Below are 16,317 nucleotides of genomic sequence, written 5' to 3' on the forward strand. Positions count from 1 at the left end.
AACGATCTGAACGCGGCCGCAAAGGTCAGGACAACCCGAGGTGCTGTCGGAGCCACGAGCTCGTCCGACTGAATGGGACCCGACCAGCGGACAGCATCAGGGCCAGCGGTCTATACATGCCGCACCAACAGGCCGGACAGATGACCGCACCCTGTCAGATTAAATCATCAAACCTATTTTACCCCTTGCAGCACAGGGGCCATCCACAGATGACAGCACCGCTCAGAGCACTCAGCTATCGGGCTGCATTGTCCGAGATGGTCTTCATGACGTTCAGTGTGGCCAGAAGGTCCTCTGAGGTGGTGCCTGAGAATACATCGCGCAGCATTTCCGAGACTTGTGGGACGATGATCTCCCGCACACTCTGGCCTTTTGCGGTCAAAGTTATGTTGGTGACCCGGCGGTCGTTTGTGTCGACCTTACGGGCAACCATACCTTTCTTGCGCAAACTATCTACCAGCCGGCTGGTGGCTGCGGAATCTCGATAAGTATGGTTCGCGATTTGGCCCAGCGTGAGTGAGCCAAACTGATGGAGCCGATTGATGATCGCAAATTCACGAGGTGTGATGGAGATGCCGTTTTGGTCGATAGTGGCGGCCAAGCGGCGTGCCAAGACGTCAGCGGCTTGGCTGATCGCGAAGCCGATGACGTTGTCGTAGTCTTCAAATGAAAAGACATCTCGGGGCTGGGGCCGTCTGGTCGAGGTCACAGGGGGGTAGCTCCATTTTCGATAGCATGGCGTCATGGCGCGCGGCGTGACGGATGGCAATCATCTTGATGTTTTTCATGAGGCCCGATGGCGCAGGCGTGAAGATGCCATCGATATCCCGGTTGCCGATCCATGCGCTCGTCGGACGAGGTGCGCTACATCGATGATGAAGGTGTCAGGCATGTTGCCTCCGCCAAAGGTGGGCTCGGCCAGTCGTCCGCCATGATATGCCCCAACCGATTTCGGGTTCATTGTCTATTGCAAATATATGCTTATGGCAATATTTGAATTTAACAATGAATTTGAATTCCCATCAAACGCATCTCGCCTGACTCTAGGAGGCTAAAGTGAAGGCTCATATCGTTCATGCGCACCCTGAAGGGGGATCGTTTACCGCCGCGATGCGAGACGTCGTGGTGGAGGGGCTCGGGGCACATGGTTATGAGGTGAGCGTTTCTGATCTTTATGCGATGAACTTCAATCCCTTGATCTCAAAGAAGGATTTCATGCATCCGGTTGAAGTGCCAGTGGCCTTTACAAAAGAGCAGCGGCGCGGTTGGAAGGATCGCACGCTGAGCGATGATATCATGGAGGAGGTTGAGCGTGTGCTTGCAGCCGATCTGTTGGTTCTGACCTTTCCCATCTACTGGTTCAGCATGCCGGCCATGATGAAGGGATGGGTTGATCGGGTGCTGCTTGCAGGCCCCTTTTATAGTGGGCGCGATATGTATGACCGGGGCGGAATGGCGGGAAAGAAGGCCTTGGTTGTCGCCAGCCTGGGGGGGCGTGAACACATGTTTGGCCTGGATTCGCTGCATGGCCCAATGGCCGACGGTATGTTGCGGCACATTTTTCAGGGGACCCTGGGCGTGGTTGGCTACGATGTGGTCGCGCCCTTCTTGGCTTATCATGCGCCCTATGTTGATGAGGAAGCGCGTGCGGTCATGCTGGTGCAGTTGCGCGAGCATGTGGCGGATTTAGATCGCTTGCCGATTTTGCCGATGCCTTCCCTTTCCGGGTTCGACAACCGTTTTCGACCCCTTGCGGCCTCTTCTTCAAGCGATCAGGATTCCTCGTTCACCTGAATAATTGACGATACAAAATATTGTATATATCATTTAATTTGTCGAATCGATCTGGATCGTAGGGTGATTGCGCATGGCTGGGGGGAGTAAGTCTGATCTTGTGGGAGGCCCTTTTCGCCTTGATGGCCGGATCGCTCTGGTAACCGGAGGCACTCGCGGCACTGGCCGGGCCATCGCAAGGGATTTTGCGGCGGCTGGTGCGAGCGTGTTCTTGACGGGGCGAGACGGGGGTGAAGCGCAGCGAGTTGCCCGCGAAATTGCTGGTGAAGTTGGCGGCAATCTCGTCGGATTGGCATATGATGCAGCGGACGGCGAGGGCTATCGCTGTTTGGTCGCCGCGATGGCGGAGCAGACGGTGCGGCTCGACATTCTGGTAAACAATGCGGCGATTCTGAAACCCCATTTTGTCAGCCGGGTGGAACCGGACGAGTTTGACCTATTGTTCAGAGTGAACACGCGCTCCGCCTTTTTCTTGACGCGTGCCTTGCAATCTTTGCTCAAGGAAAGTGGCCGGGCATCGGTGGTGTTCCTGGGGGCGGCGGGAGCCCATCGCCCGGTTGAGGGAATCGGGGTCTATTGTGCCACCAAGGCGGCGGTGCGCAATTTCAGCATGACACTCGCGCGTGAATGGGCGGGCGATGGCATTCGCGTAAACATGTTGACGCCCGGTTCGATCGCAACCGAGTTCATTTTGCCCAAGGATGAGGCGCGGCGGGAAAAATTCGTCGCTGATATGGCTTCGCAGAATCTGCTGGGCCGTCTGGCTGATCCGCTTGAGATTGCACGTTGTGTTCGCTTTCTTGCCAGCGACGCTTCCTCCTTTGTGACTGCGTCCGACCTTATCGTTGATGGCGGGTTCCTGTCATGACCGCGGTGCGCCTAGTTCCGCACAAGGCACTGCGGACGCCCTTTTGCGAGATGGCGGGGATTGACTACCCGGTTGTACAGACAGGGATGGGGTGGGTCGCCGATGCGCGGTTGACGGCGGCCACGTCTAGCGCTGGTGGGCTGGGCATCGTTGGTGCCTCTACCATGAATCTTACAGAAATGACGGCTGCGATCGACCAGGTTTTGTCGCTGACCGATCTGCCTTTTGGCGTCAATCTCAGGTCGGATGCGCCGGATGTTTACGAGCGGGCCAAGGTGATGATCGATCGCGGTGTGAAGGTGGCGAGTTTCGCGCTGGCACCGACCGAGAAGCTGATAAAGTCGTTCAAGGATGCGGGCTTGCTCTGCGTGCCTTCGATTGGGGCCAGGCGCCATGCCGAAAAAGTGGTTGGCTGGGGTGCGGATGCGGTGATCGTCCAGGGTAGCGAAGCTGGCGGGCATACCGGCGGTGTAGCCACATCCATTCTGATCCCCCAAGTTATCGAGGCTATCAATGTACCGGTCATTGCAGCCGGTGGCTTTCGCGATGGACGTGGCTTGGTCGCGGCGCTTGCTTATGGCGCGCAAGGAGTGGCCATGGGGACTCGCTTCCTCGTCACCAAGGAGTCGCCTGTCCCTGATCAGGTGAAGCAGGTTTATCTCGAAGCCCGGCCCGAGGATACCGTTCTGACCGATCGCATTGATGGTCACAGCCATCGGGTTCTGCGCACACCCTTTATTGACCGCATGATTGCCGGCGGTGGGGGAGTTCGAGATTTGCTCCTCGCCATGTCCAGCGCGGTGAATCTCAAGCGGACGACCGGCATGTCGCTGATCGATATGGTGCGTCAGGCCCTCGCCGCACGGCGGCAGCATAATTACAATCTACGCCAGGCGGTGATGGCGGCAAACACCCCTATGTTGCTTCGCAAGACGATGGTTGATGGCGAGGTCGAGCATGGCATCATTTCCGGTGGACAGGTCAGTGGGCTCATTACCGATGCCCCTTCCGTGGAAGAGCTTATCCTCTCCGTTATTCGGGAAGCCAATATGACGCTTGAAAGCCTCCAGGCATGACGATCGCTCCGCCATCTCGCCCCGAACCGCGTGGTTTGCTGAAAGGGAAAACCGTCATTGTGACAGCGGCGGCGGGTAGCGGCATCGGGTATTCGACCGCTGAAACTTGCGCTGATGAGGGGGCTCAGGTCCTCATTTCCGATATGCATGAGGGGCGCCTGCATCAGTATGCCGACCGCCTCGCTGAACGGATTGGACAGCCCGTGTTGCGCAAGCTGTGCAATGTCACTGACGAAGCCCAGGTGCGGAATCTCGTAGCGTATGCGCAAGCGGAGATGGGGCGCATCGATATCATGGTCAACAACGCCGGATTGGGCGGTAGCTATCGCTTGGTCGATATGACCGATGAGCAGTGGTCACGTATTCTGGACGTTAATCTTACCGGCACCTTCCGTTGCATGCGTGCGGTGTTGCCCGTCATGATGGCACAGAAGGGCGGTGTCGTTATTAACCTGGGCAGCATTGTTGCCTGGCGCGCCGAGGCGTTGCAGACGGCTTATGCCGCAACGAAGGCGGGTATCCTGGCAATGACCCGCTGCGCGGCGATGGAAGTCGCCCGCGATAACGTGCGTATCAACGCAGTGGTGCCGAGCTTGGCGCTCCATCCGAACCTTGTGAAGGTGACCGATCCGGATTTCCTCGCTGACCTGATCGAACGCAACGAAGCTTTCGGCCGTGCCGCGGAAACCTGGGAAATCGCCAATGGGATCGCCATGCTGGCATCCGATTATTCCAGCTACATGACAGGCGAAGCCCTGTCGGTGAGTTGCCGCCACCCCTGACCTTGAAGGAACCGAGATGAGTGTGACCCTGAACGTAACCGAAGGCATCGCTGTTGTGACCATGTGCAATCCGCCGGTGAACGCGATCACGGTTAGCGATACCTGGTCTGTCGATCGGCACTTTCAGGAATTGGGTCAGCGCGAGGATGTGAAGGTCATTATCCTGACGAGCGAGGGGCGCGGCTTCAATGCGGGTATCGACATCAAGGAGATGCAAGGCAGCAAGGGAGACCGCGCTAAGGAGATGGAGTTCGTGGTCGGTTCGGGTGAGGCTTGCTACGAGGCGTTCAATCGCATCTACCTGACACCACAACCGGTAATTGCGGCGGTCAACGGGCATTGCATGGGGCTGGGTGTGGGCCTGGTTGCAAGCTGCGATCTCATCGTCGCTTCGAAAAATGCCAAGTTTGGTCTGCCCGAGGTCGACAATGGAGCGCTGGGGTGTGCGTCCCATCTCGCCAAGCTTGTCGCGCCGATGAAGCTGCGCGAGATGTCGCTGACCTGCCGTCCGGCAACGGCTGCCGAGCTGCACGCCTGGGGATCGATCGCTTATCTCACCGAGCCTGAGGAATTGCTGGCAAAGGCGATGGAGATCGCCCGTAACATCGCTGCCAAGCAGCAGCACGTTGTGCGCTTTGCCAAGTCGGCGCTCAATCATCTCGACGTCTTTGAAATGCATGGCAACTATCGCATGGAGCAGGGGTACACGTACCAGCTCAATGTGATGGGTGAAGGCAGCAAGGCGCGCGATGCCTTCGTTGAAGGCACCCGGATCATCACCCGATGAGCGCGGAAGCCTTGAGCCTGCAAGGACAGGTCGCCCTCATTACCGGTGCCGCGCGGGGTATTGGCGCTGCCTCTGCCAGATTGGCTGCAGAACGGGGTGCCAGGGTGGTTATCGCTGACCGGCGTATGGACGAAGGGGAGGTCCTCGCCGCAGAATTGAATGCGCAGCGCCCCGGATGTGCGATCGCGATCACGCTGGACATTGGCAACGAGGAAGACTGGCAGAAAGGTGTCGCTCAGGCGGAGGCTGCGTTCGGAAAGCTCGACATCCTGGTGAACAATGCTGGCATCATTCGAGTTCAGCCGCTGCGAGAAATGACCTCCGAGACATTCCGCAAGGTGATCGACGTCAATTTGGTAGGGACCTTTCTTGGCGTAAAATATGGTCAGGAAGCGATGGTGCGCGCAGGTGGCGGCTCCATCGTCAATTTGTCCTCGGTACAGGGTCTGGAAGGGCGAGAAGGCTTTACAGCCTATGCATCGTCCAAGTTCGGAGTGCGTGGCCTTACCAAATCGGCTGCGCTTGAGCTCGGCCCGCTGGGCATCCGGGTGAATGCCGTAATCCCAGGGCCGACCAAGACCAAGATGACCGAGCGGCCAGGTTGGACGGCTGAGGATTATGACCGTGCCTACAAAGGTTATCCCTTGGGGCGCATGGCTGATCCCTCCGAGGTCGCTGAAATGATCTTGTTTCTCGCATCCAATGCAGCGTCCTTCATCACCGGCGGCGACTTCGCTGTCGACGGGGGCGTCACCACCGGGAAGCCACGCTTGCTTGGTTGAAAATGCGTTATGGGGCGAGCGGCTGTTTGCAGTTGGACGCGCTGGATCACCCTGAAGTCATGTCGTTTCACCTGCCAAAAGGGGCAGGATATTTCACCGATCATCCTGGAGGATAAGCGCCTTATGCCAATTCATGCGGATAGCAGGTTTCCAACAGTGATCGCTGATCGCGTGGCGGAGATCACGATCGCCGCCAACAAGGCGAATGCCCTGTCGATTGAGGCCGTATTGGTTCTTGCCGAGCATATCGAACGGCTTGGCAGGTCGACGGAAATTGGTGCGATTGTGCTACGCAACGAGGGCAATAGTTTCTGTGCTGGGGCGGACATCAAGGAGATCGGGGGTGACCCGTCCTTGATTGGTGCATCGAACCGGGCTTGGCTGCGGCTTGCGCGGGCATGCCATCATTGCGAATTGCCGGTCGTTGCGGCCGTGGATGGCCATTGCATCGGGGGCGGTATCGTGCTCGCGGCGTCTTGCGATGTTATCTTTCTGTCAGAAACCAGCAGCTTTTCCCTTCCGCAAATCAAGAAAGGTGGGTGGGGTGCGGGCACCTTCCTGATGAGGCTGCTGGGCCCGCTGAGAATCCGTGCGGTGATGTTTACGGGCCGTACGCTAAGCGCGGCCGAGATCGCGGCTGGCGGACAGATCGAGGCTGTCCTCCCTCGCGCTGATCTTCGCGATGCCGCCTTTGCACTCGCGCGTGAGATTGCAGAGTTCCCAGTTGAGGCCATTCGCGTTGGCAAGGCTTCGCTCAACGGGATTGAGCTCATGGATCTTGAATCCAGTTATCGGCTTGAACATGCTGCAACGACAGAGCTGTTCGTGACCAGAGCGGCGGCCGACCTCAGAAAATAATTGATTTTGAGGAATCTGTCAGGATGGTGGTGTCAGCAGGATGATCCTGCGCTCGCCGCGCGGTTTACCTAAGCGAATGAGCAAAGCGCCCAATCCATTTCGGTACTTTCACTCATTGCCCCAGGTAATCCGTCTCGTGGTGATGATGTAGATCGGCTTTTCTCTGTCGCTACAGAACATCGAATAGCTGTTGTTCGAGCGCGGCGTGGACATTTGCTATGAGATCGTGCGGCTGTGGTGGAGCCGATTTGGCCGGTTCTTCGCAGCAAACATTCGATGTCAGCGCGTTTCGCGAATGGGGGCTTCCGTCACGGGAAATGGCATCTCGACGAGAGTGTGCTGCGAGGCTCCTGCATTTGATGTGGGTGCCGAGCTGCACGAAAGATGAGGGTAGGCCCCTCGAAGCTGACCGTCAGGGGCAGGCTTCAAACCACTGCAAGCTGCGATGGTAAAGAGCCGTGGTGGTGAGCGTTGGCGCTGATCTTGAGCGAAGTGAGATCGGTGCCGGATTCGCTTTCCGTCAGCGCCCTCGCCCCCGCCCACTCACCACGAGTGAGGCCTAGAGGAACAGGGTGAAGAACGCGTTGGCGGTGGACACATCTCGCCCAGGTAGAGCTGAAGGATGAAGAACAGCCCTGCCCACCATGTGTCGGATCACCCGAAAGCGCGGCCAGCCGCCCGCGACGAATTCGCGATAGGCATTGGCAACGCCTTCAGGAGTGCGGACTACGCCATCCAGCGGGCGGCTACCGTCCTCGCCCACCGCGCCTGTTGTGCCTGGAAATATTTCCAGGCACTTTGGTAACGAATGAACTCAGTCGACTCGGTCCTATGATTCTCATTCAATATTCGAATGTGAGTTCAAGACCATAGGTTCGCGGATCGCCAAAAAAGACAGCCGGCAGAACACCATTGAAATGAGCGGTGTAATATTTCTTGTCGGTGAGGTTCTTGCCAAAAGCCGACAGTCGCCATGATCCGAAACCGATGGGGATATCGGATAGCGTCAGCCGTGCATTGAGCAAGCCGTAGTGGCCAATGATATACCGAGCGTCGCTTGTCGAAGTGAACTTTTTGCTCTGCATGAAATAGTCGACATATGCGGTCAGCGAGCCGATTGGCGTTTCCGGAAACTCATATTGCAAGTTCGTCGTCAGCGTATGACGGGGTGCCTCCACAAAGGAAAAGCGATCTGCGATATTGTTTCCCGTTATGGGATCGACGATCCTGTCATATCCCGCATCGAGATAAGCATAATTGACGCCGAACGTCAGGCTACGCACCGGGCGCGCGGTGATGTCGAGCTCAATCCCCTTGATCGTCGCCTTGCCTGCATTGAACGTGTCGGTGATGCCAGGGTTTACAGGATCGGTCTGCAAGTTTACCTGAATACCCTTATACTTGCTGACAAACCCGGCGATATTGAGGCGCAACCGGTTATCGAGCCAACTGGACTTCAGACCCAATTCGAATGAGTCGAGCGTCTCGGGATCAAACCCTTGCTCGAACCGCGCGATCGAACTTGCGCGGACGCTATAGCCACCGGACTTATAGCCGCGCGCCCATTTGGCGTAGACATTGACGTCATCGGTCACGTCATAGCCAACAATGAGGCCGGGGCTGACGTTCGAGAAACTTCTGTCGCCCGTCCCCGTCGGCCCGACGGTCGGCACGCCTATGGCCGGTACGAAGGTCTGCTGCAGCGTGGCGCGACGTTCGTCACGCGACCAGCGCAGGCTGGGCGTCACATACAGACCGTCGAGAAACGCCGGACGGAACGTCATCTGACCATAAACGGCATAGGCCTTGTTATCGATCGTCACGGTCCGATTCAGACGAGGCCGGCTCACAAGACGCGTCAGATCGAAGCTGCTCGCGCTTTCGTCGAAATAATATGCACCAAACACATATTCCAGCCGCCCATCCATCGCCTTACCGACGGCCTGAACTTCCTGAGTCCATTGCTTCTGTTTCTGGTCGAAATCGACCGCGAGCAATGGAAACGGCCCATTCGCGCCGGTGAGATAATCCTGATTCAGGACATTTTCGAGTTCGCGGTACCCTGTGATCGATTTGAGCGTCAGACCGTCGGTCACATCCCAGCTGGCGGTCAGATTATGGCCCTGCGCAACCACATCGTTGCGCCTCAGGTTGTTCACAAACGGCGAACCGGCGATCGGGCGCTCGGCCATTGCCGGATAGAAAGGCGACTGAACGATATAGCTTGGCGTATCGTTCATGTCGGATCGGTCATAGGTGTAGCGCAGATCGATCGCGTCGGTGGGCGCCCACCGGACGGCGGCGCGATAGGCGCTGCGTCGTTGATCGCCCCAGCGCTTGATGCCGGTGCCCGGGTTTTTGACAAATCCGTCCTTCTGCGCGTGCAGATAGCCGAGTTCGATCGCGAGCGTGTCGCCAACCGGAATATTTACCCGGGTGCGCGCGCGGAACTGGTCATAATTGCCGTAAGTGAGCGACTGTTTGACCCCGAACCTGCCCAGATCCGGCGCGCGCGTGATATAGTTGATGGCGCCGCCCGTTGCATTGCGACCGTAGAGCGAGCCTTGCGGACCGCGCAGGACCTCGATGCGCTCAAGCTCGGCGACTTCCATCGACAAACCCTGGCTTCGCGCGATGTAAACGCCGTCGAGATAGATCGCGACTGATGGATCCTGCGTGATCTGATCGTCATTATTGCCAACGCCGCGTATGAACACGCGAGCGGTTGTCGCGCTGCCTGGATGGGGAGTGACCTGCAGGCTGGGCACCACCGAACGCAAGTCCGTGATATCATTGATGCCTTTGGCTTCCAAGGCGGCCGACGTCAGGGCTGCCATGGAAATCGGCGTGTCCTGAAGCGATTCAGCCCGCTTCTGCGCAGTAACGACAATTTCCTCGACCCCGCCAGCATACGCGGCGACCTCTTGCGCGTATGCAGATTGAACGGCAATCGCGCTGCAAGTAACAGCCAACAAAGATAGACGTATCTTACCCATTTTATCCCCCTTCAATTCAGATACATGAATGCTGAAAACGACTTAATGATACGCTGCCTATGATGGAGGATCGACCGAAGCTGATCACCTCGATCAATCCACCAATTTCCAAATAGTTATGGCATAGACACTAATGCCCGCCTACAGCGCCGGCTCCTCGATAGGTGTTGAGGCGATCGTAATCTGGCGGATCTTGCCAGACAATGGATTGGGCCCATCATAATCGGGTGAAACAATACTGTCGCTATCGGAGCCGATATCCATCGTTTCGCTAGAAGAGAAAAAGCTGACCGGTAGCGGACCCGCAATATCACCCGACGCGATCTCACTGCCGTTAGCGTCGATGCGTATGCGAGCCCCTTCCGACGCTCGTTCAAATTTGAGGGTCAATTGAACCGAACCGGCGGGCAAAGACGCCTTGGCCGCGATGCGCTTCACGGTAGAATTGATATTGGCGATGGCGAATATCGGTCTACCGTCCAGCAGGTAGAAGGACATGCCGCCCTGATCGCCACCAACCGCCATGACGACGCCATTGGCACGTGTCGGAAGCTCGAGATTCGCGGTCAGGCTAAATGCCGGCCCATTAACCGGTGGGGCCAACGCCATCGGGATACGCGGCACAGCGCCCTTATAGGTCCAGACCCGATCGCTTGTGGATAGCGCCGCTTTCGCCTGTGCTGCCTGGCTTATGTTGGTCAAAGGATAGACGTTGTTCGCACGAGCCAGCTGATCGAATAGCGTCAGCATCGACTTCAACCGCGCGGGCTCAGCCGCTGCCAAATTCTTCTGCTCGTTGATGTCCTGATCGACGTGATAAAGTTCCCAGCCCTTATCGGTGATGGGCGATGAGTTCAGGAAGTTCCACGTTTTGAGGCTATAAGGAATGACTGCCTTCCAGCCCTGCGCCCAGACCGCGCGATTGCCGAACATCTCATAATATTGCGACTGTTTATTGGTGGGCGCCCGCGCATCGCCAAAGCTGTAGACCATGCTCGCGCCATCGAACGACATCTGCTTCTCGCCATGCACGATGGCCGCCGGAGCGACCTTGACACTGTCGAGAATAGTCGGCGTGAGATCGGTGACGTGGTGGTATTGCGTTCGAATCTCGCCCTTTGCCGCGATGCCTTTCGGCCATGACACGATCAGCGGTACGCGCGTTCCGCCCTCATACGCCGTCTGCTTATAATAGCGAAAGGGTGTATTGCCGGCGACGGCCCACCCCATTGGGTAATGCGGATAGGTTTGCGGGCCGCCCCAGGCTTCATAATATTTAAGATTCTCAGACAACGTCGGTTTGCGGCTGCTCATCAAAAAATGCTCGTCGTACAGTCCGTCCAATCCGCCCTCGGCGCTGGCGCCGTTATCCGCAGTGACCACGATAAGCGTATTGTCGAACTCTCCGCGCTCCTTCAGCGCCGCAAGGATTCGTCCAAATTCCGCGTCGGCATGACTAAGTTGAGCAGCGAAGGCCTCCATCGCTCTCGCATAGCTGCGTTTCTGATCGGCGCTCAGGCTATTCCACGCAGGCATGCTTTCGGGGCGAGGCGGCAGGGTCGTGCCCTGCGGTACGATCCCGAGCGCCTTCTGGCGGCGCAAAACCTCCTCACGCGCCTTGTCCCAACCCATATCGAAGCGTCCGCGATATCGCTTCAGATAGGCTTCAGGGGCATGGTGTGGCGCATGTGTCGCGCCCGTCGCCCAATACAGCAAGAAAGGCCGCTTATGGGCGGCGGCATCGCGCGCATTGATCCAATTGATTGCATGCTCGGCCAGATCGGCGGTCAAATGATATTCGGGATCATGCGTCAATGGCGCTGGCTGATGATCCGACCATAGCACCGGTGCAAAATTATTGGTGTCCGGCCACAGGAAGCCGTAAAAACGATCAAATCCCTGCCCGCTCGGCCAATAGGTGAAAGGCCCCGCCGCCGACGCGTCTTCCGAAGGCAGATGATCCCATTTGCCGAGCGCATAAGTGATATAACCCGCAGACCGCAGATTATCGGCGATCGTTCCAGCCGCGCGCGGTATGCGTGCATCGTAACCCGGGAAACCTGTGGCAAGCGCCACATGGCCGCCGGAATGAATGCGATGCGGATTGCGGCCAGTAAGGAAGGCGGCGCGGCTCGCCGAACAGATAGGCGTGGTATGGTAATTGGAATAGCGCAGCCCCTGACGGGCCAGCTGGTCGAGATTGGGCGTGTCGATCAGTCCACCATAACTGCCGAGCTGACCAAATCCGAGGTCATCAATCATCCATATCAATACATTGGGAGAACCCGCGGGAGCGTTCCTCTCGGCTGGCCATGCCGGGACCGACTCGTCGTAAGTCTTGCCAATCCGACCAGTGAACGCCGGCTCCCGCGCCATGACCGGAAATGCAAGCAAATGGATGTTCGCGACCGCAAGGGCTGCCATGGCCAGCGACCTGGTTACCGCGCCATATCCGTGAGCCATACATCCTCTTCCTTTATAATTTCTTCGCAGACAACTTTCGAATTTCAATTCCGCAAGGCATAATAAAAAATATTGTGAGTCTGACCCGCAACAAATAAGTAACGAGGCAGACCGACTCCGGCTCTTATGCTATACTCCATTAACCGATAGCGAGCTTGCACCCGCAAAAAGGGACCGGTCGACGCTGCGCCATCAACGCCAAACAAAAAATTTCAAGGCGGGCCATTAGCCTGAGGCCCCCTGAATGCCACCATCCACTATCCACCAGCCCCATTGAGCACATACGTTAGCGATCGACAAAATATATTGTCAACGACAATATGTGTTGTCAACAACAATTTGCTAGCGCACCTGCGTCACTAGGTTTCGTGGTGGTGTCAAAAGGATGGCCCCACCCTTGACCGGCCCCCACCGAGTGGTCCGTGTTATTTGTTAGTGTAAAACGGTGGTGTCAAAAGGATGGCCCCACCCTCCCCTTGCCGTTAACCTGAGCGGATGAGCAAGACGCCAAATCCGTTCAAATATTTTCACTCATCGCCTGAGGTGATCCGCCTCGTAGTGATGATGTACGTCAGGTTTCCCCTGTCGCTGCGGAATGTCGAAGACCTGCTTTTCGAGAGGGGAATCGATCTTTGCCATGAGACGGTACGGCTGTGGTGGAATCGTTTCGGGCCGTTGTTCGCTGCGGACATTCGCCGCCAGCGTGTGCAACGAATGCGTGGTTTTCGGCACTGGCGCTGGCATTTGGACGAGATGTATGTCCGACTGAACGGCGAGATGGTTTATTTGTGGCGGGCAGTTGATCATGAGGGCGAAGTTCTCGAAAGCTACGTCACGAAGAAACGCGACAAATCTGCCGCTTTACGCTTCATGAAGAAAGCACTGAAGCGTCACGGCCAGGCTGACAAGATCGTCACCGACGGCCTTCGCTCCTATCCTGCTGCGATGAAGGATCTGGGCAATGTCGAGCGTCGTGAGATGGGGCGCTATCTAAACAATCGCGCTGAAAATTCACATCTACCATTCCGGCGACGAGAACGTGCCATGCAACGCTTTCGGAAGATAAAATCGCTACAGAAATTCGCCTCCGTTCACGCTTCTCTCACCAACCATTTCAACTCCGAACGTCACCTCGTCGACAGACAGACATTCAAGCTTCGCCGCTCGGCCGGGTGGTGTCAAAAGGATGGCCCCACCCTTCCCACTCCGTTACTCTGAATGGATGAGCAAGACGCGCAATCCGTTCAAATATTTTCACTCATCGCCTGAGGTGATCCGCCTCGTGGTGATGATGTACGTCAGGTTTCCGTTGTCGCTGCGCAATGTCGAGGACCTGCTTTCCGAGAGAGGGATCGATCTTTGCCATGAGACCGTGCGGCTGTGGTGGAACCGCTTTGGCCCGCTGTTCGCTGCGGACATTCGCCGCCAGCGTGTGCAACGAATGCGTGGGTTCCGGCACTGGCGATGGCACCTTGACGAGATGTACGTCCGATTGAATGGCGAGATGGTTTATTTATGGCGCGCCGTTGATCACGAGGGCGAAGTTCTCGAAAGCTACGTCACGAAGAAACGGGACAAATCTGCAGCTTTCCGCTTCATGAAGAAGGCGCTGAAGCGTCATGGGCAAGCTGACAAGATCGTCACCGATGGGCTGCGTTCCTATCCTGCTGCGATGAAGGATCTAGGTAATCTCGAGCGCCGCGAGATCGGGCGCTATCTCAACAATCGCGCTGAAAATTCACACTTGCCCTTCCGGCGAAGAGAACGTGCCATGCAGCGATTTCGACAGATGAAATCACTACAAAAATTCGCCGCGGTCCACGCCTCTCTCACCAACCATTTCAACTCGGAACGTCACCTCGTCGACAGACAGACATTCAAACTTCGCCGCTCGGCCGCCATGGCAGAGTGGCAATCGCTTATGGGATGAGTCTCTGCTCGGGCCTGGGCCCACTTTGCGAAACGGAGAGCAGTTCGCAAGGGACTGACAGCACCCCTGAGAAGCATCAAAATCTCATCATCATGCCCGGAGGCTCGCGCGACTGAAATGTGCTGCTTAATCTTCCGAAAGTCAGTTATAGATTTGAATCCAGACAGCCTATTTTGATATTTATTCAAAAATGCTCCTATCATCTTGTCTAAATCGAACCAATCAGCCTTCGAAACCAATCTGTCGGTAAGAATTGGATAGAGCTCAATAAAAAAATCAGCCTTTATACGGTCCTCAGGATCGGCGTAAAGCATCATCTCTTGATAATTTCTGTCGTACCATAGAAGTTTCTTACATCGCGTAACTACGGCTGCATCCAATCCGGTCAGTTCAGACAACGCGTTATCACTGCGTTCCTGCAGCTCCTCCATCAGCACTTCGAGTTTGAGCGCGGTAGGCATCAAATCCCAGTCCTTACGGAGCTTATGAATTTGGAACATCGTGACGATGTTCTCAGCCAACGTTGGCTCGGCGACCTCGTTAATCGGGATCAGATCAAGCTTGAGGCGTTGAGCACAAATCCAACGGCGTTGACCATCGAGGATCGTGAAATGCGACGAGCCTTTTGCTCGAAACACTGTCAAGGGAACGAGCACACCAACCCGACGGATAGAGTCCGCGAGTGTCTGAAGTGGTAGCTCATCGAAAAGATACCGCGGATTATGCGGATTCGGCTTCAATGAACTTGGCGGCACCTGCCGTAGTGTAGGATGTGGAATCGGCGTTAGACCCAAGTCCTCACTCACCGGAATACCCTCTGGCTGCTAGGTTGATCATCCGCAGTTCCCCCTATTCACGTGCGTTCGATGCGCGTCGATAGCAAGAGTTTGCCGGTAGGTCGATCACGTATCAATCGCCAGAGGCAACCAGGCGGCAGTTGGTCCGCAGTTCCGCCTAAAGGCTACCCGGATTGGAGCTATTTTCGAGGGGTATAAGCGGCTCAGCCAACGGCCTCCTCTAGCAGGCTAGATTTGGTCGCAGAATAGCTGGGACGGGGCGAAGCCTGAATCCAGTGCCTGCGAAGAATGTCTGTTTATCCGCTACGGCGACCTGAAAGCGGTCTTTCCGGATCGTCCAACGCAGCTGCCATTCCACTTCTTAAAATACACAACTTCCTTGGCGATCGGTTTGCTGCTTAGTGGTAAATTGCACCCCGTTCTAACCGCGATCAGCCCTCCTTCAATTCAGCATCTTTGTTCAATTTCTGGATAAGCTTACGACGCTTGGAGGTTTGCGGCTGAGCTGGCTTAACAGCACCTGCGCTGCTGTTGTTTTTCGCAGCAGACGTGCGCCCGGCTTTGCGGCCTGTTGCATCGTTGCCCCGTCCGGTTGGTATCCGCCCCAGACCATTCTGTTTCGCAATAGCCCCACGTTGTGCAGCATAGTTGGGCGCAACCAGCGCATGATCTGCGGGCAAGCCCCAACGCGCCCGGTATTCCTCCGATGTGAGCCCGTGCTCCGCTCCAAGATGGCGTTTAAGCATCTTCATCTTCCTGCCGCATTCAAGGCAAGCCACATGATCAGGCCTGATGGATGCGCGGATCGACACAGCAGGCTCCAGCGGCACTTGCTGTACAACCGGCTCTGCCCCCAGACCGGACAGCGCATCGAACACGCGCGTGATCAACGCAGATACCTGATCGATGGGAACATCATTATTGCTCACATGTGCTGCAACAATATCGGACGTCAGCGTGATCAGCTCTTCCCGATCATGCATGCTCTGTGTCATCGAAATCACCTTTCATAACAAATGATCGCATTGGCCATCAGATGGCCGTGATTGCGATCCTCTTGTCCCGTATGGAAAATACGCGCGCAAATCTTCGTGCGCGCTGCTCATTTCATTGGAATGGTGCCATAAGAGCAGGAAGTTTATCCCGCAAGTCCCCGAGCTCGTGCGGACCTGTTTCGCGACGGA

At 56.5% G+C, this 16,317-nt stretch carries 15 protein-coding genes; 9 read left to right on the forward strand and 6 right to left on the reverse strand.

Features of this window, described 5'->3' with window-relative positions; translation table 11 throughout:
* Positions 1 to 235: 235 nt before the first annotated feature.
* On the reverse strand, positions 236 to 709 hold the full coding sequence (locus tag EGO55_RS04000) for a MarR family winged helix-turn-helix transcriptional regulator (RefSeq protein ID WP_021691922.1): 474 nt from the start codon (positions 707 to 709) through the stop codon (positions 236 to 238).
* 347 nt (positions 710 to 1,056) lie between these two features.
* Between EGO55_RS04000 and EGO55_RS04005 the strand changes: the two genes are divergently transcribed.
* From EGO55_RS04005 to EGO55_RS04035, 7 genes are all read left to right on the forward strand, one after another.
* Positions 1,057 to 1,794 carry an NAD(P)H-dependent oxidoreductase gene (locus tag EGO55_RS04005; RefSeq protein WP_021691923.1) on the forward strand — a complete coding sequence of 246 codons (738 nt, stop codon included), beginning with the start codon at positions 1,057 to 1,059 and terminating at the stop codon, positions 1,792 to 1,794.
* A 73-nt stretch (positions 1,795 to 1,867) separates the two neighbouring features.
* Positions 1,868 to 2,662, forward strand: a complete 795-nt coding sequence (locus EGO55_RS04010; protein ID WP_084620457.1) for an SDR family NAD(P)-dependent oxidoreductase — start codon at positions 1,868 to 1,870, stop codon at positions 2,660 to 2,662.
* Positions 2,659 to 3,738 carry an NAD(P)H-dependent flavin oxidoreductase gene (locus EGO55_RS04015; protein ID WP_021691925.1) on the forward strand — a complete coding sequence of 360 codons (1,080 nt, stop codon included), beginning with the start codon at positions 2,659 to 2,661 and terminating at the stop codon, positions 3,736 to 3,738. The genes EGO55_RS04010 and EGO55_RS04015 overlap by 4 nt, the downstream gene beginning before the upstream one ends.
* Positions 3,735 to 4,520: an SDR family oxidoreductase gene (locus EGO55_RS04020; RefSeq protein ID WP_021691926.1), complete on the forward strand. Its 786-nt coding sequence runs from the start codon at positions 3,735 to 3,737 to the stop codon at positions 4,518 to 4,520. The genes EGO55_RS04015 and EGO55_RS04020 overlap by 4 nt, the downstream gene beginning before the upstream one ends.
* Before the next feature lie 16 nt (positions 4,521 to 4,536).
* Positions 4,537 to 5,307 carry an enoyl-CoA hydratase family protein gene (locus EGO55_RS04025; protein WP_021691927.1) on the forward strand — a complete coding sequence of 257 codons (771 nt, stop codon included), beginning with the start codon at positions 4,537 to 4,539 and terminating at the stop codon, positions 5,305 to 5,307.
* Positions 5,304 to 6,089, forward strand: a complete 786-nt coding sequence (locus EGO55_RS04030) for an SDR family NAD(P)-dependent oxidoreductase (protein ID WP_021691928.1) — start codon at positions 5,304 to 5,306, stop codon at positions 6,087 to 6,089. The genes EGO55_RS04025 and EGO55_RS04030 overlap by 4 nt, the downstream gene beginning before the upstream one ends.
* Before the next feature lie 9 nt (positions 6,090 to 6,098).
* A complete protein-coding gene (locus EGO55_RS04035) occupies positions 6,099 to 6,947 on the forward strand; it encodes an enoyl-CoA hydratase-related protein (RefSeq protein WP_084620460.1) in 849 nt (282 codons plus the stop codon).
* 559 nt (positions 6,948 to 7,506) lie between these two features.
* Here EGO55_RS04035 and EGO55_RS04040 read toward each other — a convergent pair.
* From EGO55_RS04040 to EGO55_RS04050, 3 genes are all read right to left on the reverse strand, one after another.
* Positions 7,507 to 7,710, reverse strand: coding sequence for a hypothetical protein (locus EGO55_RS04040; protein WP_124916695.1), 204 nt, complete (start codon positions 7,708 to 7,710; stop codon positions 7,507 to 7,509).
* Between the two features lie 79 nt (positions 7,711 to 7,789).
* Entirely contained in the window at positions 7,790 to 9,943 is a 2,154-nt protein-coding gene (locus EGO55_RS04045) for a TonB-dependent receptor (protein WP_040717667.1), read from the reverse strand.
* 141 nt (positions 9,944 to 10,084) lie between these two features.
* Positions 10,085 to 12,406, reverse strand: coding sequence for an arylsulfatase (locus EGO55_RS04050; protein ID WP_021691932.1), 2,322 nt, complete (start codon positions 12,404 to 12,406; stop codon positions 10,085 to 10,087).
* Positions 12,407 to 12,901: 495 nt separating this feature from the next.
* On the opposite strand from EGO55_RS04050, the gene EGO55_RS04055 reads away from it, so the two are divergent.
* Complete coding sequence (locus tag EGO55_RS04055; protein ID WP_021691933.1) at positions 12,902 to 13,624, forward strand: IS6 family transposase; 723 nt, start codon at positions 12,902 to 12,904, stop codon at positions 13,622 to 13,624.
* Between the two features lie 4 nt (positions 13,625 to 13,628).
* A complete protein-coding gene (locus tag EGO55_RS04060; protein WP_021691934.1) occupies positions 13,629 to 14,336 on the forward strand; it encodes an IS6 family transposase in 708 nt (235 codons plus the stop codon).
* On the opposite strand, the gene EGO55_RS04065 is transcribed toward EGO55_RS04060, so the two are convergent.
* Together EGO55_RS04065 and EGO55_RS04070 are read right to left on the reverse strand one after the other, a co-directional pair.
* A complete protein-coding gene (locus EGO55_RS04065; protein ID WP_161566011.1) occupies positions 14,261 to 15,142 on the reverse strand; it encodes a ParB/RepB/Spo0J family partition protein in 882 nt (293 codons plus the stop codon). The two genes, EGO55_RS04060 and EGO55_RS04065, sit on opposite strands and share 76 nt — an antisense overlap.
* A gap of 422 nt (positions 15,143 to 15,564) precedes the next feature.
* On the reverse strand, positions 15,565 to 16,116 hold the full coding sequence (locus EGO55_RS04070) for a Ros/MucR family transcriptional regulator (protein WP_346723814.1): 552 nt from the start codon (positions 16,114 to 16,116) through the stop codon (positions 15,565 to 15,567).
* Positions 16,117 to 16,317 lie beyond the last annotated feature (201 nt).

This window comes from Caenibius tardaugens NBRC 16725 (assembly GCF_003860345.1).
Lineage (GTDB): Bacteria > Pseudomonadota > Alphaproteobacteria > Sphingomonadales > Sphingomonadaceae > Caenibius > Caenibius tardaugens.